Origin of the sequence: Pseudomonas sp. HLG18, assembly GCF_051903985.1 — a bacterium.
GTDB lineage: Bacteria > Pseudomonadota > Gammaproteobacteria > Pseudomonadales > Pseudomonadaceae > Aquipseudomonas > Aquipseudomonas fluorescens_BT.
This window is the reverse complement of the sequence record NZ_CP195831.1, coordinates 2,545,565-2,567,658: the sequence shown is the minus strand read 5'-3', so window position 1 is coordinate 2,567,658 and position 22,094 is coordinate 2,545,565. Positions and strand designations below refer to the sequence as shown.

General features: G+C 59.0%; 25 protein-coding genes. 11 read left to right on the top strand and 14 right to left on the bottom strand.

The features are described 5' to 3' along the window. Nucleotides 1–73 precede the first annotated feature (73 nt). Nucleotides 74–652, bottom strand: coding sequence for a DUF4337 domain-containing protein (locus ACSPX5_RS11725; protein ID WP_169430773.1), 579 nt, complete (start codon nt 650–652; stop codon nt 74–76). Between the two features lie 515 nt (nt 653–1,167). Here ACSPX5_RS11725 and ACSPX5_RS11720 point away from each other — a divergent pair. Continuing rightward, a complete protein-coding gene (locus tag ACSPX5_RS11720) occupies nt 1,168–1,530 on the top strand; it encodes a DUF6124 family protein (protein ID WP_323160267.1) in 363 nt (120 codons plus the stop codon). A 67-nt stretch (nt 1,531–1,597) separates the two neighbouring features. On the opposite strand, the gene ACSPX5_RS11715 is transcribed toward ACSPX5_RS11720, so the two are convergent. After that, nucleotides 1,598–1,804, bottom strand: a complete 207-nt coding sequence (locus ACSPX5_RS11715) for a hypothetical protein (RefSeq protein WP_243433368.1) — start codon at nt 1,802–1,804, stop codon at nt 1,598–1,600. Between the two features lie 439 nt (nt 1,805–2,243). On the opposite strand from ACSPX5_RS11715, the gene ACSPX5_RS11710 reads away from it, so the two are divergent. The 3 genes from ACSPX5_RS11710 to ACSPX5_RS11700 all read left to right on the top strand — a co-directional run bounded on the left by ACSPX5_RS11710 (nt 2,244) and on the right by ACSPX5_RS11700 (nt 4,948). Beyond that, the gene (locus tag ACSPX5_RS11710) at nt 2,244–2,513 is read left to right on the top strand and encodes a hypothetical protein (protein WP_169430770.1); all 270 of its coding nucleotides are present in this window, start codon (nt 2,244–2,246) and stop codon (nt 2,511–2,513) included. A gap of 240 nt (nt 2,514–2,753) precedes the next feature. After that, nucleotides 2,754–4,295, top strand: coding sequence for a phospholipase effector Tle1 domain-containing protein (locus tag ACSPX5_RS11705; protein ID WP_439821752.1), 1,542 nt, complete (start codon nt 2,754–2,756; stop codon nt 4,293–4,295). Continuing rightward, nucleotides 4,295–4,948 (top strand): DUF2931 family protein, encoded by a 654-nt coding sequence (locus ACSPX5_RS11700; protein WP_439821751.1) that lies wholly within the window; start codon nt 4,295–4,297, stop codon nt 4,946–4,948. Before ACSPX5_RS11705 ends, ACSPX5_RS11700 begins: the two co-directional genes overlap by 1 nt. 433 nt (nt 4,949–5,381) lie before the next feature. Here ACSPX5_RS11700 and ACSPX5_RS11695 read toward each other — a convergent pair whose 3' ends face one another. Both ACSPX5_RS11695 and ACSPX5_RS11690 read right to left on the bottom strand, forming a co-directional pair. Next, complete coding sequence (locus ACSPX5_RS11695) at nt 5,382–6,488, bottom strand: DNA alkylation repair protein (protein WP_323160270.1); 1,107 nt, start codon at nt 6,486–6,488, stop codon at nt 5,382–5,384. 2 nt (nt 6,489–6,490) lie between these two features. Continuing rightward, nucleotides 6,491–7,096 (bottom strand): glutathione S-transferase, encoded by a 606-nt coding sequence (locus ACSPX5_RS11690; RefSeq protein WP_439821750.1) that lies wholly within the window; start codon nt 7,094–7,096, stop codon nt 6,491–6,493. A 408-nt stretch (nt 7,097–7,504) separates the two neighbouring features. Between ACSPX5_RS11690 and ACSPX5_RS11685 the strand changes: the two genes are divergently transcribed. The 3 genes from ACSPX5_RS11685 to ACSPX5_RS11675 all read left to right on the top strand — a co-directional run bounded on the left by ACSPX5_RS11685 (nt 7,505) and on the right by ACSPX5_RS11675 (nt 10,062). Beyond that, nucleotides 7,505–7,909 (top strand): TraR/DksA family transcriptional regulator, encoded by a 405-nt coding sequence (locus ACSPX5_RS11685; protein WP_039767046.1) that lies wholly within the window; start codon nt 7,505–7,507, stop codon nt 7,907–7,909. Nucleotides 7,910–8,138: 229 nt separating this feature from the next. Beyond that, entirely contained in the window at nt 8,139–9,743 is a 1,605-nt protein-coding gene (locus ACSPX5_RS11680; protein WP_439821749.1) for a methyl-accepting chemotaxis protein, read from the top strand. A 115-nt stretch (nt 9,744–9,858) separates the two neighbouring features. Beyond that, nucleotides 9,859–10,062: a hypothetical protein gene (locus ACSPX5_RS11675; RefSeq protein WP_169430761.1), complete on the top strand. Its 204-nt coding sequence runs from the start codon at nt 9,859–9,861 to the stop codon at nt 10,060–10,062. Between the two features lie 6 nt (nt 10,063–10,068). Here the strand turns inward: ACSPX5_RS11675 and ACSPX5_RS11670 are convergent, their stop codons facing one another. Both ACSPX5_RS11670 and ACSPX5_RS11665 read right to left on the bottom strand, forming a co-directional pair. Continuing rightward, nucleotides 10,069–10,305, bottom strand: a complete 237-nt coding sequence (locus tag ACSPX5_RS11670; protein WP_169430760.1) for a DUF2789 family protein — start codon at nt 10,303–10,305, stop codon at nt 10,069–10,071. A gap of 40 nt (nt 10,306–10,345) precedes the next feature. Further along, nucleotides 10,346–10,609 carry a hypothetical protein gene (locus ACSPX5_RS11665; protein WP_249314302.1) on the bottom strand — a complete coding sequence of 88 codons (264 nt, stop codon included), beginning with the start codon at nt 10,607–10,609 and terminating at the stop codon, nt 10,346–10,348. 406 nt (nt 10,610–11,015) lie between these two features. Here ACSPX5_RS11665 and ACSPX5_RS11660 point away from each other — a divergent pair, with 406 nt between their 5' ends. The 3 genes from ACSPX5_RS11660 (at nt 11,016) to ACSPX5_RS11650 (ending at nt 12,830) form a co-directional block, all read left to right on the top strand. Next, nucleotides 11,016–11,486 (top strand): hypothetical protein, encoded by a 471-nt coding sequence (locus tag ACSPX5_RS11660; RefSeq protein WP_085711422.1) that lies wholly within the window; start codon nt 11,016–11,018, stop codon nt 11,484–11,486. Beyond that, nucleotides 11,486–11,689 carry a hypothetical protein gene (locus tag ACSPX5_RS11655; RefSeq protein WP_169430759.1) on the top strand — a complete coding sequence of 68 codons (204 nt, stop codon included), beginning with the start codon at nt 11,486–11,488 and terminating at the stop codon, nt 11,687–11,689. The genes ACSPX5_RS11660 and ACSPX5_RS11655 overlap by 1 nt, the downstream gene beginning before the upstream one ends. 127 nt (nt 11,690–11,816) lie before the next feature. Next, entirely contained in the window at nt 11,817–12,830 is a 1,014-nt protein-coding gene (locus tag ACSPX5_RS11650; protein ID WP_323160275.1) for an ABC transporter substrate-binding protein, read from the top strand. Nucleotides 12,831–12,868: 38 nt separating this feature from the next. On the opposite strand, the gene ACSPX5_RS11645 is transcribed toward ACSPX5_RS11650, so the two are convergent. Together ACSPX5_RS11645 and ACSPX5_RS11640 are read right to left on the bottom strand one after the other, a co-directional pair. Next, a complete protein-coding gene (locus ACSPX5_RS11645) occupies nt 12,869–15,001 on the bottom strand; it encodes a TonB-dependent receptor (protein WP_439821748.1) in 2,133 nt (710 codons plus the stop codon). A gap of 94 nt (nt 15,002–15,095) precedes the next feature. Then, nucleotides 15,096–15,482: a DUF2946 domain-containing protein gene (locus ACSPX5_RS11640; protein ID WP_169430756.1), complete on the bottom strand. Its 387-nt coding sequence runs from the start codon at nt 15,480–15,482 to the stop codon at nt 15,096–15,098. Between the two features lie 94 nt (nt 15,483–15,576). Between ACSPX5_RS11640 and ACSPX5_RS11635 the strand changes: the two genes are divergently transcribed. Next, on the top strand, nt 15,577–16,017 hold the full coding sequence (locus ACSPX5_RS11635) for a DUF3995 domain-containing protein (protein WP_439821747.1): 441 nt from the start codon (nt 15,577–15,579) through the stop codon (nt 16,015–16,017). Here ACSPX5_RS11635 and ACSPX5_RS11630 read toward each other — a convergent pair. Genes ACSPX5_RS11630 through ACSPX5_RS11605 form a run of 6 tightly spaced genes read right to left on the bottom strand, consistent with a single transcriptional unit; the run spans nt 16,014 to nt 22,053 of the window. After that, entirely contained in the window at nt 16,014–16,376 is a 363-nt protein-coding gene (locus ACSPX5_RS11630; RefSeq protein ID WP_169430755.1) for a Na+/H+ antiporter subunit G, read from the bottom strand. The two genes, ACSPX5_RS11635 and ACSPX5_RS11630, sit on opposite strands and share 4 nt — an antisense overlap. Next, nucleotides 16,373–16,651, bottom strand: a complete 279-nt coding sequence (locus ACSPX5_RS11625; protein WP_003225959.1) for a K+/H+ antiporter subunit F — start codon at nt 16,649–16,651, stop codon at nt 16,373–16,375. Before ACSPX5_RS11625 ends, ACSPX5_RS11630 begins: the two co-directional genes overlap by 4 nt. Further along, nucleotides 16,648–17,136, bottom strand: coding sequence for a Na+/H+ antiporter subunit E (locus ACSPX5_RS11620; protein WP_207866509.1), 489 nt, complete (start codon nt 17,134–17,136; stop codon nt 16,648–16,650). Before ACSPX5_RS11620 ends, ACSPX5_RS11625 begins: the two co-directional genes overlap by 4 nt. Continuing rightward, nucleotides 17,133–18,812, bottom strand: a complete 1,680-nt coding sequence (locus ACSPX5_RS11615; protein ID WP_169430753.1) for a monovalent cation/H+ antiporter subunit D — start codon at nt 18,810–18,812, stop codon at nt 17,133–17,135. The genes ACSPX5_RS11620 and ACSPX5_RS11615 overlap by 4 nt, the downstream gene beginning before the upstream one ends. Further along, the gene (locus ACSPX5_RS11610; protein ID WP_003192163.1) at nt 18,809–19,153 is read right to left on the bottom strand and encodes a Na+/H+ antiporter subunit C; all 345 of its coding nucleotides are present in this window, start codon (nt 19,151–19,153) and stop codon (nt 18,809–18,811) included. Before ACSPX5_RS11610 ends, ACSPX5_RS11615 begins: the two co-directional genes overlap by 4 nt. Further along, nucleotides 19,153–22,053 carry a monovalent cation/H+ antiporter subunit A gene (locus ACSPX5_RS11605; protein WP_439821746.1) on the bottom strand — a complete coding sequence of 967 codons (2,901 nt, stop codon included), beginning with the start codon at nt 22,051–22,053 and terminating at the stop codon, nt 19,153–19,155. Before ACSPX5_RS11605 ends, ACSPX5_RS11610 begins: the two co-directional genes overlap by 1 nt. Nucleotides 22,054–22,094 lie beyond the last annotated feature (41 nt).

The following is a 22,094-nucleotide window of genomic DNA, read 5'->3' as shown; positions in this document are numbered from 1 at the left end:
CCAAGCGAAAAGGAACAGATTCATGCACTGAGTCTGTTCCTTTTTTTGTCAGCTTCAGCGGTTTCTGCCTCTTTCAGATATGCAACCAGGCCAAGGAGCCCAACATGACACCCAGGCCCGCCGCCCCAAACGAGACGCGTCTGAGCCATTCCTTGCGCGTCAGCAGGGTGATGGCCGCCAGCGAAATGGCGATTTGAATCGCGGTCATGGCCTGGGCCCAGCGGTGATGCTGATGCAGGACCTGCTCTGACTTTTCGTCCCACTCTCGCGCCTGCTGCTCAAGTGTTTCCGCCTTTTTGCGCGCTTGCTCTTTCTGCTCGGCATAGCGCCGAGCCTCGGCAACATAATGAGCGGAATCCAGTCCCGGAAGATGGCTGGCCAGCTCCGACAGGTTCTGCCGACTGGACTTGGCCTGGTAATAGCTCCACTCGTTGGCCGCTTCGGTCTTCTGAATGGCCGCGTTGTTTTTGTCCATGGCCGCCTCACTCTCCGTCGAGCCGGCCTGATAACTCATCAGGGCGCCGACCGTCGCCATGATCGCCGTCATGACCGCAATCTTGCTGGCAAAGCGATCGCCTTTTGCGTGGGCATGATGGGTGGTGTGTTCAACGTGTTGCTCGTGAGGACTGGGGACTTCGAACTCTTCAGGCATGACGGTCGGACTTGGGTTGATGGGGAAAATTGCGCGGATTATGCCGGGTGGCCGGTTTTTTAGACACAGGGCAATGATGGTTTCTGGGTGAAAGCGGACGGCCTGATTTACGTATTCCCGTGGGACTGCGAAACAGTCTTTTTTGTCAGACATTAAACACAGAATACGTGGCCTGTTTATGCGTGGTCTTTCGTCACATCCCGATGCCCACAACGCCTTGCGCCACGCCCTACACCTAAGACAGAATCCGCCGGCTTGTGCGTCTGGCGCTCCCTCCGTAACTTTATTCCCGTCACTGCCTATCAGTGATCGGGTCTGCAAGCCCGCCGGAAAAACCAGTCGCACAGCCCTGCCAAAAAGGACGCTCGTTTGTGTCCGCTCAATGGCGGCTTTGTGCGGGAGACCCTCGGGTCTGCCGGGTGCCTGGTTTCCCGGTCTTGCAGACCCGCACTTGGCTGCCACCCATCATCTGCAAGTGATGCTGGTAGCTCCTAATCAAAATCAGGAGTTTCACCATGATCAAACCAACACCGAATCCGCCAGAAACTGATCCGGTCTCACCCTACAAATTCCCCGATTCGCGAACCTTGAACGAAGCCGCAGAACGCGCCCTCGATCATTACCTGACCCCGCAACAACGCATCATGGGCAGCCACACCACACACGACCCCATGTTCCTGGCCAACCCCGCCTACAACAGCGAATCTCTGTTGGCCAACGCCAGCGAATCCCTCGATTCCGCCAGCGAAATGCTCAGCAACTTCGCCGCCATCCTCGAGCCCGCCCACCGCAAAACCGCACTGGGCATCACACAAGTGGTCATGGTCGCAGGGCTGGCCGTGAATCAGGCGCTGGATAAGGTAGAGCTGAAAGCGTAGAGGCTGCCCTCAAGTAAAAAGGAGCAGATTCATTACCTGAATCTGCCCCCTTTTTTGTTCGATGAGCTCAGCCGTTGGCGCCGGCTCGCTTTTCCGCCGTCACGATGCAAGCCTTGTAGAAATTGGAATGGAAATCGCTGATCGCTTTCTGCTGCAAGCTCTCGCTTGAGTACTGCGGAATCGCGTACGCCTCGCGAATCAGCGTCTTGAACAACTCACCCACATACTCGCTCTGCTTGCCTGCCGCTTCGGCCAGTTCCCACACCGAATCCATGGGCGCGCCTTGCTGCCTGCTTTTCATGACCTGTTTGGCCGAGTTTTCTATTCGCTGGCACTCTTCGAGCTCTTCCTGCGGCACAGGAGAGGCGAGAGCGGAAAGGCTGATGGTGAAGGTTATTGCTGCTGCAAGACATTGTTTGTGCACGAGGTGTCGTCCGTGATTTTGAGGCTGAACCTTATCATTCGGGGCTTGGCGCCACCATTGCACACAGGGTGATAGACAGGAAAAGAACCCGGCGCGTTGCCCGAGTCTTGAGCGTTCGAAAAGATCTCTCCCCTCACTCCATCAGCTTGTCAATAGCACAGTTGAGCGACTGTGCAGCCGGCAGCGCGGTGGTAGGCTTTTTACGAGCGCCCGATCTGTTCAGATTATTGATTAAGGCAGGTCAGGCCAATGCACAAGCCGCATGTCAGATAACTGAAAGGATTCGAAAATGAAAAAGTCCATCACTGCTCTGGCCGTATCCGCAACGCTCGCTTTCACCGCCACCGTTGCGAATGCTTCCGTACATCCGACCACCCTCAAGGCTCCTCAAGCTGTCAATCAAGTAACAGCTTCTATTGGCACGCCTTTCGGTACCCAACAAACAGCGGGCGGAATCCACATGGCCAGTCTGGCCAGAAGTTGCTCCGATGATCGATATTCCTGGTGGGAATACAGCGGTTGGGAAATCGTCGGCTGTCTCGCAAGCGGCCAGTGGTAACTGCTCAAATGAGTCTGGTGCGTGACTTGCGTGGTGAGTGCGCACCAGCGCTTGTTGTGAGGTTGGTTGTGAGTCAGGTGCTGGATGTATCTAAAGGCATAAACCCAATTCTGCTGCGACAAGAGGAGCCGTTCTTCGCCGCATGAAGCCAAGCGCTGGCACTGGGCCACGGCTTGCGCCACCCTGCATCGACTGTCACCCTTCGGCCCGTTCTCAAGGATCAGAACGAGGTATCAAGGATTGAGTGGCTACGTTCCCAACCCGCCTAAACATTTCCGCAACACAGGCACCAACCCCGTCGATATTCATGCCCAGCGTTGGGCGGAGTATGAGAAACACGGGAAAGAGCCTGCGCGTGCGCCCGAAAAAATCGGCATAGCCCTGCGGATCGGAGTGTTCTTCGATGGTACGGGGAATAATGCCAACAACGCTGCGGCCGGACTTCTGTGCGGCGCTCATCATCCGATTGCGGCTAAAGATATCGATGCAAGCTGCAAGCCGTATATGAGTGATCCGGATAGTAGTTATGGCAATGATGTCAGTAACATCAAAAAGCTCAGTGATCTATATGACACTCCCGAGGCAGCTGAAGGCGAGGGGGCGCGAAAGCGTGCTTTTCGCATGGTGTATGTTGAAGGTATCGGTACCCGTTCAGGTCAAGAAGACAGCTCCTTGGGAGCAGGAACCGGGCGCGGCGAAACGGGTGTTGCGGGACGTGTCCAATCTTCGTTTGTATTGATCAAGCAGCGTATCAAGGAGGCGCTGGACGAGAATCCGGGTAGTGAAATCGTCTCCCTGACATTTGACACTTTCGGCTTCAGTCGCGGTGCGGCAGCCGCTCGGCACTTTGCAAATGAGGTCGTCCGGGGAAAACAAGGTCCATTGGGAGAAATCCTTCGCAGCAATGCTGATGCCTTCAGTTCGACTTTCAGCGATCAATATAAAAGCGATATCAATATGGGCTTCATCGGCCTGTTCGATACCGTTCCTTCGATTGCTGGCTGGTCCAATCTGGGCGACATCAAAAGCCCGATTGCGACAGGTATCAAGCTCTACCTGGATCGACGCTATTTCACCGATGTCGTCCAGTTGGTTGCGCGTGATGAATGCAGGGGGAACTTTGCCCTCAGCCGAGTAACACCAGATCACCAGGAAATTGTCTTGCCCGGCGTGCATTCTGATATTGGCGGGGGATACCTTGAGGAGGCTGAAGAATGTGTACTTGTCAGCCCCATGCAAATGCTTGAGGTGTCGCTTAACACTGATGTCGTCAGCACTTCGATTTATCAGGATGCGGTAACGGTCAAAAATCAGTGGCTCGCTAATGGTTGGCCTTCTGAAATGCTGGAAATCGTAACGCCACCTGCACTTGTAATGCCCAACAGCCCACAGGATCGAATGAGCCCTCGCGTCAAACGCGTCTACGCCGCCGTTCAGCTCAGGCGGACGGTGAGCGGAATGCTATCGAGAGTGTGCCTGCGTGTAATGCATCAGCAGGCGAAAGCCAAAGGGGTTCGCTTCAACGACATTCCTGAAACGCCCGACTTTTCCATTCCCGCAGAGCTTCAAGCGTTGTCTGATCGTTTTGTCTCTGGCGACTACAGCACGACCCTGTTAGAGGAGAAAACCCTCAAACTCAAGTACATTCATACATCGGCCAACTGGAACCACCCACTTGGCCGAAGGGATGGAAGTGGTGTGAAAGCGGTTTACATCAACGCTCCCACGTCAGACGCAATTCGCGTAAAACACCCGCACGTACCTGATTGGACGCTTTGGTAATGAAGCTACTTTTAACCCTGCTTTGCACTTTGCTTGCTGCTGGTTGTTCCGCAGACCCGCTTTCAGCAAAGAACGATCCAAAATCTCCATGGTGGGAGCTGGGTTTCACTGAGCCTCGCTACATGAAGGTTTGGGTGGAAGACACTTCGGTGGAAGACATCAAAGGAAGAACGTTCCTGCACACGGGCTCTGGATCGGCGTCGGGAGGGCAACCAGAGGATGGCACAGAGTCCGCCAAAGGCTGGCACGGCGTAGGTGGTTCTGCGAAAGCAGTAGTAGGCGCCGATCTTCCCAAACGAATCTTCGTTCGCTGGCAATCTATCGTAGAACCACAAACCTATCGTGTTTGGGTGGACATACCCGAGGAAGCCAGGCAACTGATGCTGACGTCGGTCAACCAGCGATGCGCGAAAACGCCGGAGCAAACGGCTACCTATATATCTTCAGTTTATCTGGGGTTGGCGCCGGGCGGAATTGTGCAAGTGTGGGTTAGAGATGCTTGTCATCACCCGGTCAAGGTGGCAAGGGCGCAAGCTGAGATTGAGCCGCTGGGGCCAAGTCAAGGCAAGAATCAAGGGCGTTACGCCTATCCAGTTAATGAAAAGGCTAAGCGCTATATTGAGAAATTTGGTATTCCATATGGCAGTTGGTAATTCTTCGAAGTTGGGAAGAAATAAGGGGGGTAAATAGGGTGGGCGCTTAAAGATGTAAAACAGTCCTCGCTTTGATGATGTTGACCATGAAATTGGATATGAATACCGTGGTTATAACTACGATATACAGAGTGAAGAGGGTGTGTTTTTAATTTGGGTTTACGATGACGAGCCCGGACAGGCAGCGGTAGTGCGTCCGACTTCAATGTCTAAAAACGAAAACCTTGGAAAACTTGTCGAGTTCTTACGATCCGAACTGGGAGTGGGCAGGGTCTTGCTTTACAAGGAGGATGTGGGGGGGCTACGCCGAGATTGATCTTGATGGTTTGACATTCTATCCCGCCTGAACTCGGTCTCATGATGGGAAGAGGGAAGATTTACTTCTCGAAAATAAATCTGTCCCGTTATCCATCGCACAGGATTTCTTTGACATTCATGAAGTGAGAATGTTAACGGCGGTACTCCCCAGCCGCTCCCCATTAATCGTTACATGCATCGCATGCACCCCCGCATAATGTTTCCTCGTAGTGAAATCTTTGATGGTCTGACTACGCCGAACAACCTCACTCCCAAACCCCGCCAACTCCAACGTCTTCAACTTGAAAACCTTGGCCGCAGTCCCGCCATTCGCCTTCACATAGTCAATCGCATAATCAATCACCAACCGCTGCTCCACCGGAACCAACGACTTCACCGTAAACGATAAAGTAATCGTCTCGCCAAGCCGCACAACCGCCGGTTCCACCTTCACATCCAGCAACTCAACTTCAGCCTTCGCCCCTGCGCCGATAACCGTGAGCGCCCGAGAATCCCCCTGTTTGATCAAGCTCCGCAACGCATGCTTGGCAATCCAAGCCGTGTGCTTGTTCTCCAGTGCCCATCCCTCAATCGTATCCAGCACCCACTCCGGATGTTCCTTGGTCACATCATTCAAATGATTCGCCACGGACTTGCGCACGTACAAACTCTCATCGGCCTTCAATCGATCAAGAATCCCGGCGGCCAATTGTGGATTTGCCTGCACCGGTTCCAGCCGAAACGACCATGGCAGGCGAGGGCGGCTGCCTTCGCTGGCGAGGCGGCGGACGTGGTGGTTTTCGTCTCGTGCCCAGTCGTGCATCAGTTCCAGCGAGCGCTCCAGGTCGCTGCGCAGGAAGTGGCGGATAGCGAATTCGGAGGAGCCGAAGGTGGTGAAGTACTTCAGGGCTTCCATCGAGGTGTCGAATGCGTGCGCGCCGTAGCTCGCGACGTAGTGCGGCAGGCACATGCTGACGAAGCCGCTGTTCAGTCGTGGGGCGAGTTCGCGCAGTACGGAGAGGGAGTCGGTGTAGTCCAGTGGCAGCACGGCGTGCAGGCTTTCGCTGACGCGGGCCATGCGTTGCATGACCGAGAGTTCGTCGAGGCCGTCGTTGGCATGCTTGAGAAAAGCCTTGGCCTTGAACGACGGGTACACGGCGCTCATCTCGCTGGCGATGTGTTGCAGGCGTTCGGCGTTGAAGATTTCTTTCAGGGCCGGGGCGGCGGTTTCGGTTGTGCTCATGGTCAGGTCATCGGGGTGCTGATGAACGCTTGGAGGCCTTCGGCGTAGGCGGTGTATTGGGCGATGCGCGGGAAGCGTTCAGCGTCGATCTGATCGGGAACGACAAGGCCGGTGAAACTCCAGGCGACGGCGAGGGTGATGCCGTCCTGTTGCAGCGTCCCGTCAGTGGACAGTGGGTGTTTTTCCAGTTCGTGTTCCAGTGCGGTGAAAGCAGCGGCGAGCTGGCCTTCGACGCGCTCGACCCACGGCTGGTATTGAATGTCGGCCGGACGCAGGTTGCGTTCATAGTAGAGCTGCACGGCTTTTTCGCAGGCGGCGAGGCCGAGGCCGATCAGGCGCAGGGCTTTTACCCGTCGCGGCAGGTCCGTCGGCAGCAGGGTTTTGCCGGACAGGGCTTCGAGGTAGTCGAGGATCAGCGTCGAGTCGATCAGCACTTCACCATCGTCGAGGACGAGGGTCGGCGCCTTGACCACCGGATTGATCTGTTGGAAGCGCTCGAAATGGCGGAACACCGACACCGGGTCGTGTTCCAGTTCAATCCCCAGGCATTTGGCGGAGATCGCCACGCGACGCACGTAAGGGGAGTCCAGCATGCCGATCAGTTTCATGACGCGTTCCTTCAAGTCGAACCGGGGAGGGCATAACGTAGCTGAGGTTGGGAGGAATGTCAGTCCTGAGGGCGGACTGGTTTTGCCGTCGGCGATTGTAAAGAAATGCGACAAAGCGCCGCTCATCCGCCGTTTGTCTTCTATATACAGCCGCTCGACTGAATTTCTTGCTATAAACGCACTCCGATGAGCGCTGTGAAGCCTGTGTCAGAGCAGTTTCCGGGCCTTGTCGGACAAATTCCCGGTATTTAGAGTTGCTGAGGCCTCAAACGGGCCTTAGACTGCCGCCCCTTCGTAAATTGAGTGCCGGGTGGCGTTTGCAATAAACGATGCCTTTCCGATGACCGCAGGCGGTTCGCCGGAACGCTCCCTAATTCGCCTTAATGCACGTTTTTTATAGAGATATCAATGACAAAGGACAAGTTGCTGGCGATGCCGGCAGATGACTACATGAATGCCGAGCAACACGCTTTCTTCCAGGAGCTGTTGCAGAACATGAAAGTCGAAACCCACGAGCGCATTGAGCAGAACCGTATTGCCATCGAAAGCCTGGACACCCCGGCTGACCCGGCGGACGCCGCATCGGTGGAAGAAGAGCGCACCTGGCTGGTGAACGCGATCGATCGCGACCAGCGCATGCTGCCGCAACTCGAGCAGGCCCTTGAGCGTATCAAGGAAGACAGCTTTGGCTGGTGCGACGACAGCGGCGAGCCTATCGGCCTGAAACGCCTGCTGATCAGCCCGACCACCAAGTACTGCATCGAAGCTCAAGAGCGTCACGAGCAGATCGACAAGCACCAGCGTCAGGCCTGATTCCTGAGGCGACCCCTTCAATGCGGGTCGTCGCGAAAAGATCGCAGCCTTCTGCAGCTTTTGTTTAAAGCTGCAGAAGGCTGCGATCTTTGCTTTTTCTCGTCTGCCGGAAATCCTCCGCACCGTTCCATTGACCTGCCACAGACCCACGACTAACGGACCATGGATAATGGCCTTGTAGTGGCGTTTAATGCAGTCACAACAATGAGAACAAGCGTGGGGTCACAACATGACGAGAGATGGATCTCTGGTTGCAGATCTGCCTGCACCAGTTGTTTTGCCGAAAAATCGCTGGCTGATGCCGACCCTTCAAAGCATCGCCCTGATGCTGGTGCTGGCCGGGATGAGCCTGGGTGAATGGCCCTTGTATGTGGGCATGCCATTGGCGGTGCTGATTGTATGGCTGCCGCGCCTGCGTGCCCGTGCCGTCGCCGATGTGCAACCCGTCGTCGGTAACGACGCGATGTCCGAGCTGACTCGCGACCTTTCCTACACCACCAGTCATAACGCGCTGTCGGCCGCCGGTGTGGCTTTTTCCGTCAAGGAACTGGCTGGACGCCTGCAATCGCAACTCGACGCCGCCGCGCAGATCGTCAACAACGCCGAAGTGATGATTGCCACTGAGCAAGCCACGTCCCAGCTCAGCCGCGAAGCGCTGGGCGCCGCCAGTGAAGCCCATCACAGCAGCGCGGCGGGGCGCACCGAACTGGTGGATTCGATTTCGCGCATGCATCAGCTCAGTCAGCGTGCCAATGCCAGTCGCGAACTGATCGAGGCCTTGAGCGAGCGCAGTGATGACATCCAGCGCGTGACGCTGGTGATTCAGTCGATTGCCAGTCAAACCAATCTCTTGGCATTGAACGCCGCCATCGAAGCGGCCCGGGCCGGTGAGCACGGTCGTGGGTTTGCGGTGGTGGCGGATGAAGTCCGCGGTCTGGCGGCTCGTACGGCGACGGCCACTGGCGAAGTGGGCGAGATGGTCGCCGACATCCAGCAACGCACGGCGCAGGTGGTGGAGCAGATTCGTCAGCTCTCCGACGATTTGCATACCGGCGTCGAGCAGGTCGAACACACCGGTCAGCACCTGGAAAACATCGCAAGGCTGGCGGCCGGGGTGGAAACCCAGGTCGGCGAAATCGCCCGGGGCGCTGAAACCAATCGCGAACAACTCGACAGTCTGTTCACCGCCATCGAGCAAATGCGCAGCGATCTGGCGATCAGCGACCAACAGACCCGGCGCCTGGCCGAAGCAGCGGTGCAGATGGAAGGGCAGGCGGAAACTATCAGCGAACGCCTGGCCGAAGTCGGTCTGGATGACTATCACCAGCGTATCTACGACCTGGCCCGGGAAGGTGCGAGCCAGATTGCCGCGCGTTTCGAGGCTGACATCGAGCAGGGGCGGATCAGCCTCGAAGACTTGTTCGACCGCCAGTATCAGCCAATCCCGAACACCCAGCCCGCCAGGTTCCAGACCCGATTCGACCGTTACACCGATCAGGTGCTGCCGGCGATTCAGGAACCGTTGTTGCCGCGCCACGAAGGCCTGGTGTTCGCCATCGCCTGCACGCAACAGGGTTATGTGCCGACCCACAATCAGGCGTTCAGCCAGCCACTGACCGGGGATGTGAAGGTCGATACCATCAACAATCGCACCAAACGCAAATTCGCCGACCGCACCGGCATCCGCTGCGGCAGCCATCAGCAACCCGTGCTGTTGCAGACCTACACCCGCGATACCGGCGAGCTGATGCACGACCTGTCGGTGCCGATCATGGTCAAGGGCCGCCACTGGGGCGGATTGCGTCTGGGCTACAAACCGGAGAAGCCGCGTTGAGGCATTGTTGCCGGAACTGCAATTAAGCTGTGCACGCGCGTTGCTGTTTCCTCCTGATTCCAATCATTAACATGCCTGCATAGTTAGGTAGCTAATGAAAAGATTGGAGGTCAGCATGCAATGCAGAGTCGATGTCGCCGTGATGATCGGCAGTGGTGTTCCGGCCGGGCTGCGTGCGATGGGGCAGAGTGTCTGCTGGGTGGTGTTGCTCAACGGAGAGCGGCGGGGCACGGCGTTCGCCAGTCGTGACGAAGCGGAAGAGTGCAAAGCCGCCTGGCTCGCGCAATTGGGCGACGAGCCCGGAGACTGCGTCCATTGATCGAATTTATTTGCCTCTGTGCAGGCGTACGTTGAGTTCGTCGACCATCACGGCTTCCTCGCCATCGGCACGCAACCACTCCTTGAGCAATTGGGCCTGCTGCGGGCTCCAGAAATCGGCGTCGATCAGTTTGGTCTCGGCATCCAGCGGATGGGCTTCGATGAAGTCGTCTATGGCCATTTCCTCCGAAGGCAGCCCTAATTGATCGAACAGGGTTGTCAGATTGTAGGCAGGCAGTTCCATGGTGTGCTCCTTGGCGGGTGGGGTGGTCGATCACTCTCTTTTATCTGAGGGGGACGTTGGGCAGGAGTTCGATTCGTGATTCCAGCGAACGCGCAAGCGCACACGCGGCATTGTGATCTTCACGGAAACCTCTTACGCGGCCGGTCGACTTTTCCTTGATATGGAAAAAGGCGTTTCCGGCCAGAATCACTTGAAACTGGGGCTCCCGGCCCGAGGAGTCGGGTGCGGAGTCAGTACCAAAGTCAGGGTTATTCAAGTCAAAGGGTTGTTCGTAAGCCACGGCAAAATGCGTCAAAGTGCACATATGAAGTCCTTTTCATGGATTGACCCGCATTTACAGACGGTTGCGGGTAGTCGCGAGCAGCGTCGCTGCTCTAGAATCGCCAACACCTGTTGACGGCATGGCGTTATCTAAAGCAATTTTTTGCGTGCGATATGTCGGAAAAGTGCTTTTCTTGGTGAGTTTTTTCCCTAAAGTTCGTAGTCAGTTTTCTCTGGCCGACCGTGAAGCTTTTTCCTTCAACATTTGGAGAACGTCTTTGCAGGTTTCGCGAGTGCCATTCCAGTAGTCTTGTGAACCTCGCGCTGAATGAGCTCTTTGCTCGCTCAGGCTTTTATCCGAGTCATTGCGCAACACCATCGGCCTGGCCGTTTTTACTGTCGTGCGCGTTTTCCGCGTGCGGCACTCTTTCAAGTGTGGGGATGTTTCTTTGGCAGTCAGTAACCTCGATATGCATGCTTTGTTCGTGCTGGGTGATTTGCGGGCAAAGCTGGTCAAGCAGTTCCAATCGCGTTTTGTTTACATCACCGAGCAAAACGCTGAAGGCATTTACGTTGCCGAGATCGACACCGAAAGCGCATTGGTGGTCGACGACAAGCCTGGCCTGAAGCTCAAGGTCGGCGATCACTTCAGCGCTTCGGTATTGCCCAGCCGTGAAGGCGGCAAGATGGATATCCGTTTTCGCGAGATCAAAATGACCGTGTACGGTCTGGGCGACTATGCCTTTGTCAGCACGGCCGACGGCCATGCCATCGTGTTCAAGGAAGGCCATAGCGCGGTCACCGTGTTTGCCGCCAATGAACAACTGCAGGAAGGCCTGACCAAGACCCTGAAAGCCGTTACCGCCAAGGCTGCCAAATGGCGCAAGGGCGAGCTGGTGACCTTCAAGGCCAGCGAGTGATGACGGTGAGTCGCGCCGATTTCCATTTGCAGAACCTCGACAGCGCCCGCGACGAAGCCCGGCGCCTTTTCGATGCCAGGGCCGAGTTGAAGGGCGTCTGGCTCGGTTGGGTCGCTTCGCAGATCTACGCTTTGCAGCCTGCCGAGTACGCCAGCATGGTCAGACGCGAGCTGCAACGCTTGCAGGAAATGTCTGAAAAGTAGCCTCGCCCGTGGCATGCCCCTGAAAAAGCAGGAACCTCGTCTACAGTCAGTTGACTGAGTATTCAGAGGCTGGCGGACTTCTGTCAGGCCTTCCTGCTATTGCTGCGAACAGCACGAGGTGCAAAGCATGAACGGATTTCGACGGTTGCTGGGCGCTTGTCTGGCCACATTCGGTTTGTTGACAGCGGTGCCAGCGGTCAATGCCGCACAAGCGCCGATTCACTTCGCTGACCTGAACTGGGAAAGCGGAAGCCTGATCACCGATGTCCTGCGGATCATCGTCGAGAAAGGCTACGGCCTGCCGACGGACACGCTGCCGGGCACCACCATCACCCTGGAAACCGCGCTCGCCAACAACGACATCCAGGTGATCGGCGAGGAGTGGGCGGGGCGCAGCCCGGTGTGGGTCAAGGCTGAAGCCGAAGGCAAGGTTGCCAGCCTGGGCGATACGGTCAAGGGGGCTACCGAGGGGTGGTGGGTGCCGGAATACGTGATCAAGGGCGATGCCGCCAAAGGCATCAAGCCAATGGCGCCGGACCTGCGCAGTGTCAGTGATCTGAAGAAGTACAAGGATGTGTTCAAGGATCCGGAGAACCCGAAAAAGGGACGGTTCCTCAACAGCCCGATCGGCTGGACGTCGGAAGTGGTGAACAAGCAGAAGCTCACGGCTTATGGGTTGCAGGATGACTTCACCAATTTCCGCAGCGGCTCCGGTGCAGCGCTGGACGCCGAAATCAGTTCATTGATCCGCCGGGGCAAACCGGTGCTGTTCTATTACTGGTCGCCAACGCCGTTGCTTGGCAAGTTCAAACTGGTGCAGCTGGAAGAGCCGCCGTTCGACGCCGAGGCCTGGAAGACCCTGACCGATGCCGATAACCCCAACCCGAAACCGACCCGTTCACTGGCGTCGAAACTGTCGATCGGTGTGTCCACGCCATTTCAGAAGCAGTATCCGGAGATCGTTGCGTTCTTCAGCAAAGTCCATTTTCCGATCGAGGACCTGAACAAGGCGCTGGCCGAGATGAGCGAGAAGCACACGCCGCCAAGGGATGCGGCGCACGCGTTCATGAAGGCCCATCCGGATGTGTGGCAGGCGTGGCTGCCGAAGGATGTGGCGGACAAGGTTCAGGCAGGTCTTTAGAGTTGAGGCGAGGAAGCCTGCTCCCTCGCCCGACCCAATCAGAACCGGGTCTGTACGGCCAGTTCAAAGGTGCGTGGTGTGCCCAGGTAATACGCCGGCGACACATGGGCGAATTCGGCATACACCTCGTTCGTCAGGTTGCGCACCCGCCCCGTGACAGTGGTGTGTGCGTCGACCTTGTAGCTGAGGAAACTCCCGAACAACGTGTACGACGGCACGGTCATGGTATTGGCACTGTCCGCATACACCGACGCCACATACCGCGCATCGACCCCGCCTTGCCATTGTGGGGCGAAGTCATAGGTCAGCCACAGATTGCCGACCCGGTCCGGCACGTTGGTCGGTGTGTTGCCCTTGCGTGAAACCACCCCACCGGCGGCGTTCTTTTCGTTGAACTCATCGTACTCTGCATCGACCCAGGCGAAGTTGCCCTCGGCCAGCAGCCTGTCGGTGATCCGCAGTGAGCTGGCAATCTCGATACCCTTGGACGTTTGTTGGCCAACAGGAATGCTGTTGGTCGGGTCCAGCGGATCTGTAACGGCAAAGTCCTTGCGCTCGATGGTGTAAGCCGCGACCGTCGCCGAGCCACGTCCGTTCAGGTAGTCGAACTTGCTGCCGATTTCCCATTGCTTGCCCTTTGAAACATCGAAGTCCTGAGTGCCGTTCGGTTGTTCGGCGGCGGTGCTGTATTGCGCGTAGACATTGGCTGATGGCGTGAATTGGTAGGTCAGGCCGACACGCCCGGTGACCGGCTCCCAACTGCGCTTGAGGTGGCGCGGGTTGCTCGCCGTCACCGTGCGATGGTTGGTCACGTCCAGATCGATGTCGTCATGGCGCAGGCCAGTGAGCAACGAAAGTTTGTCGGTCAATGCCAGGCGGTTTTCAGCGAACAACGCTTTGGTGGTGACCTCGTTGGTCTTGTCGCTGACAAAACCCGGCTTCGTGCCCGGTATGTCGTAGAAGTGTCCCGGGCGATAGTTGTTCGGATCCACGGTGCTCGCGCCTTTGACGTTGAGTGGCGAGTTGGTGGTCTGGTTGACCTTGTACTCGAAGCCACCGGACCAGGTGGTGTCGAGACCGAACAGCGTGTCGTCGTGACGCAGTTCGAACTGGTTGCCGTCCTGCTCGCCCTGATGCCGCACCTGATACGCAGTGGAGCGGTTCACCGCGCTGTTGTCGGCGTTGTATTGATAGGTTTCCAGGTTGCGGTAATCGCGCTGGCTGTCGAGGTGATAGAGGGTGTTGCGTAGGGTCGTGCTGTCGTTGATCCGGTAGTCGATGATCGAGCGCACCCAGATCGTCCGCTGCTCGTAGCGGCCGTCCTTGACGTTGTAGTTATTGAAGCGGTTGTGCTTGTCGATCTTCAGCTCGCCCGCTTTGGGGTTGAGTACCGGCGTGCCCCAGTACGGGCTGTCTTCGTGTTCGTCCTGATATTCCAGGGCAAGGGTGTGTGACAGGTTTGGTGTCAGGTCGCTGAGCAATGAGAACGCCATGCTCCAGGCATCGCGCTCCTGGCGGTCGATGTAGCCGTTGCTGGTGTTGTGGCTGACGTCGAGGCGCGCGTAGTGCTGCACGTCGGCACCGGGTTCGGTCAGCGCGTGGTTGAGTCCGAACGCGGCTTCGGTGGTGTCGTAGGTACCGTAGCTGACCCGACCTTCGGCGGCCTGCTCGTCGCGCGTGGCCAGTTTGGTCACGTAGTTCAGCGAGCCGCCGACCGAGCCTGCACCATTGATCAGCGACGACGGGCCGCCGACCAGTTCCACCCGGTCATAAATCCACGAATCCACCGGCCGCGCCAGCCCGCCGGAGACGTTGACGCCGTTGAACATCTGGGTGATCTGGCTGCTGGTGAAACCGCGATAGGAGACGAACCCGCCAAACCCCGGCGGCGCACTGGCGTTCACCCCCGGCAAGGTGTTGGCCGCGTCTTGAAAGTTTTGCGAACCGTGACGTTCGATGTCATTGCGGTTGGCGATGGCCACCGAGGCCGGGGTGTCACGCACGCTGAGGCCGAGGCGCGAGGCCATGCCGCTGGACTGGTCGAGGCTCAGACCCGGTTCGGCGCCGGACTCGCCATCAATGGTGATTGGCGCCAGATCCACGGTGGATTGCGCCCAGACGTTGACGGACAGGCAGCCGCACAGGCTCGCCAGCAAGGTAAGTTGTTTCATCGTTTGAATCCTGAATGCTTGTTCTCGGAGTCAGCGCACAGGCGAACGCCGCGCGTTGGCGCAGTGGGCTGACAAATCAAAAAGGCAAAGACACTCAGGCGAGCGGTGGGGCGCGGGGGTTGGCCGAAGGCCAGATGAAACGGGCAGGGAGGTTGATGCTGACGATGACCGGCAGCGGCGGGCTGTGTTGTTCCGGCAGGATCGCCAGCGTCAGGCTGGAGTTGAACGCCGGGCCCATGCCGCCGGTGGAGCACAGCGGACAGCCAAAGGCCTTGGCCAGGGTCGGCAGTTTTTCTTCGGCGGGATTTGAGGCCAGCGGCGCCTGGGTGCTCGGGTCGACGGCGCAGAACTGGCCACCGATTCCGTTGAGCTGCATCCCGACCATTTGTCCGTGACCGATGCTGCAGGCGAACACGTTGAACAGGACGCAGCAATAGAGCATCCAGGCCAGCATTGAGCGATCGGTACGGGTGAATTTCATGGGGCGGCACTTTACCGCACCGCCGATCGGTCGTGCACATGGAAAAATGCCGACTAGGATGTTTTGTTCAAATCCCTTTAAAGGATTCTCGACCATGACCTTTGTGTTGGCTCAATGGCTGGTGACGATATTTGCGGTGATCAGCCTGATGCATGTGTATTGGGCGATGGGTGGGCAGTGGGCGGCCGTGGCGGTGGTGCCACAGGTTCCGGTGGATGATGGCGGGCTGACGCTCAGGCCGGCTTTCAAGCCTTCAGGCTGGATCACGCTGGTGGTGGCGGCAGCCCTGCTACTGATTGCTGCACTGGTGTGCATGCGGGTGGGATGGTGGCTGCCCGCCGTGCATCACTGGGCGCTGCAATGGGTGATCAGCGCGATTGCGCTGCTGATGTTTGCGCGGGCGATTGGCGATTCGGAGCTGGTGGGTTTTTTCAAGGAAGTGAAGGGGTCGCGGTTTGCCCGGCTCGACACTTGGGTTTACTCGCCGTTGTGTCTGATATTGGGAGCCGGGCTGTTGGCTGTCGCCTGGATCTAGCTGCCGGTTTCAGTACGCCGGCTGCTGACCTCGGCCGGCACATCATCCCCGGCCATGCGCTTGCGGAACAACGCCGCTCGCGCCAATAGCAAGGTGGTCACCGGCACGGTGATCGACAGAAGAATCGGGATCAGCCACGCGTGCAGCACGGGTCCGGACTTGAGCGCGGAAAAGCAGATGATCGATGCCAGCGCCACGCACCACGCGCCGAGGGTCGAGGCCAGCGCCGGAGGGTGCATGCGCTGGAAGTAGTCCTTCATCCGCAACAGGCCGGTCGCGCCGATCAGGGCAAACACACCACCGAGCACCAGCAGGATCGCCACCGGGATTTCCACCCACAGAGACAATTCAGCGTTCATTCGATCACCTCGCCACGCAGCAGGAATTTGGCCAGGGCAAACGAGCCGACGAATCCGAACAGCGCGATCAGCAGCGCCGCCTCGAAATAGGTGTCGCTGGAGTAGCGAATCCCCAGAGTCAGCATCATCAGCATGGCGACGATGTACAGGTAGTCCAGTGCGAGTACCCGATCCTGTGCCGATGGCCCTTTGAACAGGCGAATCAGCGTGAGCACCATCGCCAGGGAAAACAGGAACAGCGTCAGCAGAATCGCGTTCGACAGCAGCGGGCTCATTCGAAAATCTCCATCAACGGCTGCTCGTAAGTGACCTTGAAGTGCTGGATGAATTGCGCTTCGTCATCCAGGTCCCAGACGTGCAGCAACAGAATGCTGCGATCCAGCGCCAGTTCCGACCATACCGTGCCGGGCACGACCGTGCAGATCATCGACAACGCCGCCAGGCCATGGGCATCGCGCAGGTCCAGCGGCACCTTGATGAAGCTGGAGCGGGGCGGACGGCGACCGGCGTTGAGGACGCCCCACGCCACTTGAAGGTTGGAGACGATCACGTCACGCCCGACCAGCAGAAACAATCGCAGGATGGTGCCCGGGCGGCGGATATGGATCTGTTGCGGGCGCAGTTTGCGCATCATCAGCGGGGCACAGAAACCGAGTACGGCACCCAGCAGCAGGTTGCCCGGGCTGGCCGACAGGTTCAGCACCAGCCACAGCAACCACAGCGCGAGCGACAGCCACGGAGCAGGAAACAGACGCTTCATGGTTGCACCTCCAGCAGCGCAGCCTTGGCTTCCGGGCTCGGCACGGCGCGGGTGCCGAGCACCGCCATCACATATTGCTGCGGATTGTTCAGGGCATCTGCGGCGGCCTGGGTGTAGCGCAGCAGCGGCTCGGCCTTGAAAGTCAGGGCGATGCTCAGGCCCAGCAGCAGGAAAATCGGCACGCATTCGAGTTTGCGCAGCACCGGCGACGGGCGCTCTTCCGGTGACCAGAAACGCTGGATGCCCAGGCGCGAGAAGGCCATCAGCGAACCGAGACCGGTGAGGATCAGCAGAGCCAGCAAACCCCAGGCGGCCATCGAGATCGGTTCGTCGGAACCCAGACCCAACGGATTGAGCAGGGCGCCGATCAGGCTCAATTTACCGATGAACCCTGATAGCGGCGGCATGCCGATAATCAGCAGCGCACAGGCGATGAAGCTCAGGCCCAGGAAGGCCATGGTCCACGGAATCACCTGGCCGACCACGGCTTTCTGGTCATCATCCAGGTTGATGCCTTTGACTGGCCGCTGCCATTCTTGCGGACGCGGCAGCAGTTCGTTCTCGTCTTCCAGCGGTACTTCGATGGCGGTGCGCGAACGTTCGATCAGTTCCGCCAGCAGGAACAGTGCGCTCAGGGCCAGGGTCGAGCTGACCAGATAGAACAGCGCCGCGCCGATCAGGTTCGGCTGGGCGAAACCTGCGGCCGACAGCAGAATCCCCGCCGACACCAGAATGCTCAGGCTGGCCATGCGCTCCAGGCGTTGTGCGGCGATGATCGCCACGCCGGCGCAGAGCATGGTCGCCATGCCGCCGTAGATCAGCCAGTCGCCGCCGAAGTAGGCCGAGGCGCCTGCCTGCCCGGAGAACAGCAGCGTCCACAGGCGCAGCAGGGTGTAGACGCCGACCTTGGTCATGATCGCGAACATCGCCGCTACCGGTGCGCTGGCCGAGGAATAGGCCGGCACGAGCCAGAAGTTCAGTGGCCACATTCCGGCCTTGGCCAGGAACGCTACTGCCAGAATGGCCGCGCCAGCATGCAGCAAGCCACGGTCGGCTTCCGGTACCAGCGGAATCTTCATGGCCAGGTCAGCCATGTTCAACGTGCCGGTGACGCCATAGATCAGTGCTGCGCCAATCAGGAACAGCGACGAGGCCAGCAGGTTGATCGAAATGTAATGCAGCCCCGACGATACCCGCGCCCGTCCCGAGCCATGAAGCAGCAAGCCATAGGACGCGGCGAGCAGCACTTCGAAGAACACGAACAGGTTGAACAGGTCCGCTGTCAGGAACGCGCCGTACAGGCCCATCAACTGAATCTGGAACAGCGCGTGAAAGCTCGAACCTGCGCCGTCCCAGCGGGCCATGGCGAACAGCAAAGCGCTGACACCGATGATGCCGGTCAGCACCAGCATCAGCGCCGACAGCCGATCGACCACCAGCACGATGCCGAACGGCACCTGCCAGTTGCCCGGCAGGTACACGCCGATGGAACCGGGCACGCCGGTGGTCTGGGTCCATTGCAGCAACATCACCGAGATGCCCAGGCCAAGCAGGCTGGAGAACAGGTTGATTTTCGCCTTCAGCGGACGGTGCTTTTCACCGAGCATCAGCATGATGGCAGCCGTCAGCAGCGGCAGCAGAATCGGTGCGGCGATCAGGTGTGTCATCGCCGTCATTCCTTGGGCTCCCGGCCGTCAACGTGGTCGGTGCCGGTCAGGCCCCGCGACGCGAGCAGCACCACCAGAAACAGCGCGGTCATGGCGAAACTGATGACGATGGCCGTCAGTACCAGTGCCTGGGGCAGCGGATCGGTGTAATTGAGCAGGTCCTGCGGTACGCCGTCCTTGATGATCGGTTCTTTGCCGATGAACAGGCTGCCCATGCTGAAGATGAACAGATTGACGCCGTAGGACAGCAGGCACAGGCCCATGACCACCTGGAACGTCCGCGGACGCAGGATCAGCCAGACGCCGGAGGCAGCGAGCACTCCGATGGCGATTGCGATGACTTCTTCCATCAGACGGCTCCTTTGATGGCAGCGGTTTTGTGGCCCCGGACCGACTGGTGGGCGAGGGCAGTGAGGATCAACAGCGTCGAACCGACCACCACTGCATACACGCCGATGTCGAAGAACAATGCGCTGGCGACATGGATGTCACCCAGCACCGGCAGACTGAAGTGCCAGGTATGCGTGGTGAGAAACGGATAACCCGCCAGCATCGCGCCGAGTCCGGTGACCGTGGCGAACAGCAGTCCGGTGCCCATCCAGCGCAGCGGCCGCAGACTCATTTGAGCCTCGACCCATTGGGTGCCGGCGACCATGTATTGCAGGATGAACGCCACCGACATCACCAGACCGGCAACGAAACCGCCCCCCGGCTGGTTGTGTCCCCGCATGAACAGATAGAAAGACACCACCAGCGCAATCGGCAGCAGCAGGCGCACCAGCACCGCCGGCACCATCATGAACCCGAGCGCGGTGTCGCTGGCCGAACGCGGGTTGACCAGGTCGGTGACCACGTCCGGTGCCAGCAGGCGTTGCTGGGCGGGCAGTTGCAGGCTCTCTTTCGGTGGGCGGAAGCGGCGCAGCAGGGCGAATACGGTCAGCGCCACGGCCACCAGCACGGTGATTTCACCGAGGGTGTCGAAACCGCGGAAATCCACCAGCATCACGTTGACTACGTTGCTGCCGCCGCCTTCAGGCAAGGCACGGCTCAGGTAGAACGAGGAAATGTCGTTCGGAGTCTGCCGGGTCAGCATCGCGTAGGACAGCAAAGCCATACCCCCACCGACGGCGATCGACAGCAGCAAGTCGCGCAGGCGCCGGACCCGGGCCTTGCGCAGGCTGCTCGGCAACGGCGAAACCTCTTCGATCCGCCGTGGCAGCCAGCGCAGGCCGAGCAGGATCAGCACCGTGGTGACCACTTCGACTACCAATTGCGTCAGGGCCAGATCCGGTGCCGAGAACCAGACAAAGGTCACGCAAGTCATCAGACCGCAGACGCTGACCATGGTCAGGGCGGCGAGACGGTGATACTTGGCCTGCCACGCGGCGCCGAGGGCGCAGGCGATTGCCAGCAGCCACAGGGTCACGAACACGATGGAGCCGGGGATTTTCGGCCGGTCGCCCCAGCTCAGGCTGCTGTGCAGCATCGGGATCAGCCCGGCGAGCACCGCCGCCAATACCATCAGGAACAACTGGGTTTGCAGGCGTTTGGTGCCGATTCGCCGCTCCAGGCGTCGAGCCAGGCGCATCATCGCCACCAGACTGCGTTCGAACATTCGCTTGCCGTTGAGGCGACCCGCCAGCGGCGGATACTTGAAGCGGCCGCGCTTGAGCTGGTTGCGTAGCAACAGATACAGCACGATGCCGCCGGACATGGCGATCAGGCTCATGATCATTGGTGCATTGAGGCCGTGCCAGATCGCCAGGCTGTATTCCGGGAGCACGCCGCCGACTACCGGCAGTGCAGCGGCAGCCAGCAACGGGCCGACTATCTGGGCCGGGAAGATCCCTACCAGCAGACAGGTGAACACCAGCAGTTCCACCGGAGCACGCATCCAGCGCGGCGGTTCGTGCGGGGTGTGGGGGAGATCGGTGGCGGTGGGGCCGAAGAACACGTCGACGGTAAAGCGCAGCGAGTAGGCCACGCTGAACGTACCGGCGATGGTCGCCACGATTGGCAAGGTCGCTTCAACCCAGGCGGTGGCATTGATGAACACGGTTTCGGCGAAGAACATTTCTTTCGACAGGAAGCCGTTGAGCAGCGGCACGCCGGCCATGGACGCACTGGCGACCATCGCCAGGGTGGCGGTGAACGGAATCAGTTTGAACAGACCGTTGAGCTTGCGGATGTCGCGAGTGCCGCTTTCGTGGTCGATGATCCCGGCGGCCATGAACAGCGAAGCCTTGAAAGTCGCGTGGTTGAGAATGTGGAACACCGCGGCGACGGCGGCCAGTGGACTGTTCAAACCCAGCAGCAGCGTGATCAGGCCGAGGTGGCTGATGGTCGAGTAGGCCAGCAGTCCCTTGAGGTCGTTCTGGAACATCGCGCAATACGCGCCAAGCAACAGCGTGGCGGCGCCGGCGCCACTGACGATGTAGAACCATTCTTCGCTGCCGGACAGCGACGGCCACAGCCGGGCCAGCAGGAAAACCCCGGCCTTGACCATGGTCGCCGAGTGCAGATAGGCCGAAACCGGTGTGGGCGCCGCCATTGCGTGGGGCAGCCAGAAGTGGAAGGGGAACTGGGCGCTTTTGCTGAGGGCGCCGATGAGGATGAGGGGAAGCAGGATGGGGTAGAGGGCATGTGCGCGAATCAGATCGCCGGCGGCCAGGACCTTGTCGAGGTCATAGCTGCCGACCACATGGCCGAGGATCATGACCCCCGCCAGCAGACACAATCCCCCGGCACCGGTAACCATCAACGCCATGTAGGCGCCGCGGCGCGCGTCGTGGCGGTGGTGCCAGTAGCCGATCAACAGGAACGAGAAAAGGCTGGTCAGCTCCCAGAAGAACACGATCTGGATCAGGTTGCCGGAGATCACCAGCCCGAGCATGGCGCCCATGAACGCCAGAAAGAACGCAAAGAAACGCGGCACCGGATCGTCCGGCGACATGTAATAACGGGCATATAAGGAAACGAGGGTGCCGATGCCCAGCACCAGCATCGAGAACAGCCAGGCGAAGCCGTCCATGCGCAGGACGAAGTTCAGGCCCAGGCTGGGCAGCCACGTGAATTCTTCGCGGATCACACCGCCGTGGGCGATCTGCGGGTACAGCATCGCGACCGAGACAGTGCCGATCAGTGCGACCAGACCTGCCAGCAGGGATTCGGCGTTACGTGCGTTGTGCGGCAGCACGGCTGCCAGACAACTGCCCAGAAAAGGCAGAAGCAGTAGAACTATCAGGGACATAGGCTTCTAATCTGCGGAAGTTTGTGAAGCATCATACGTGC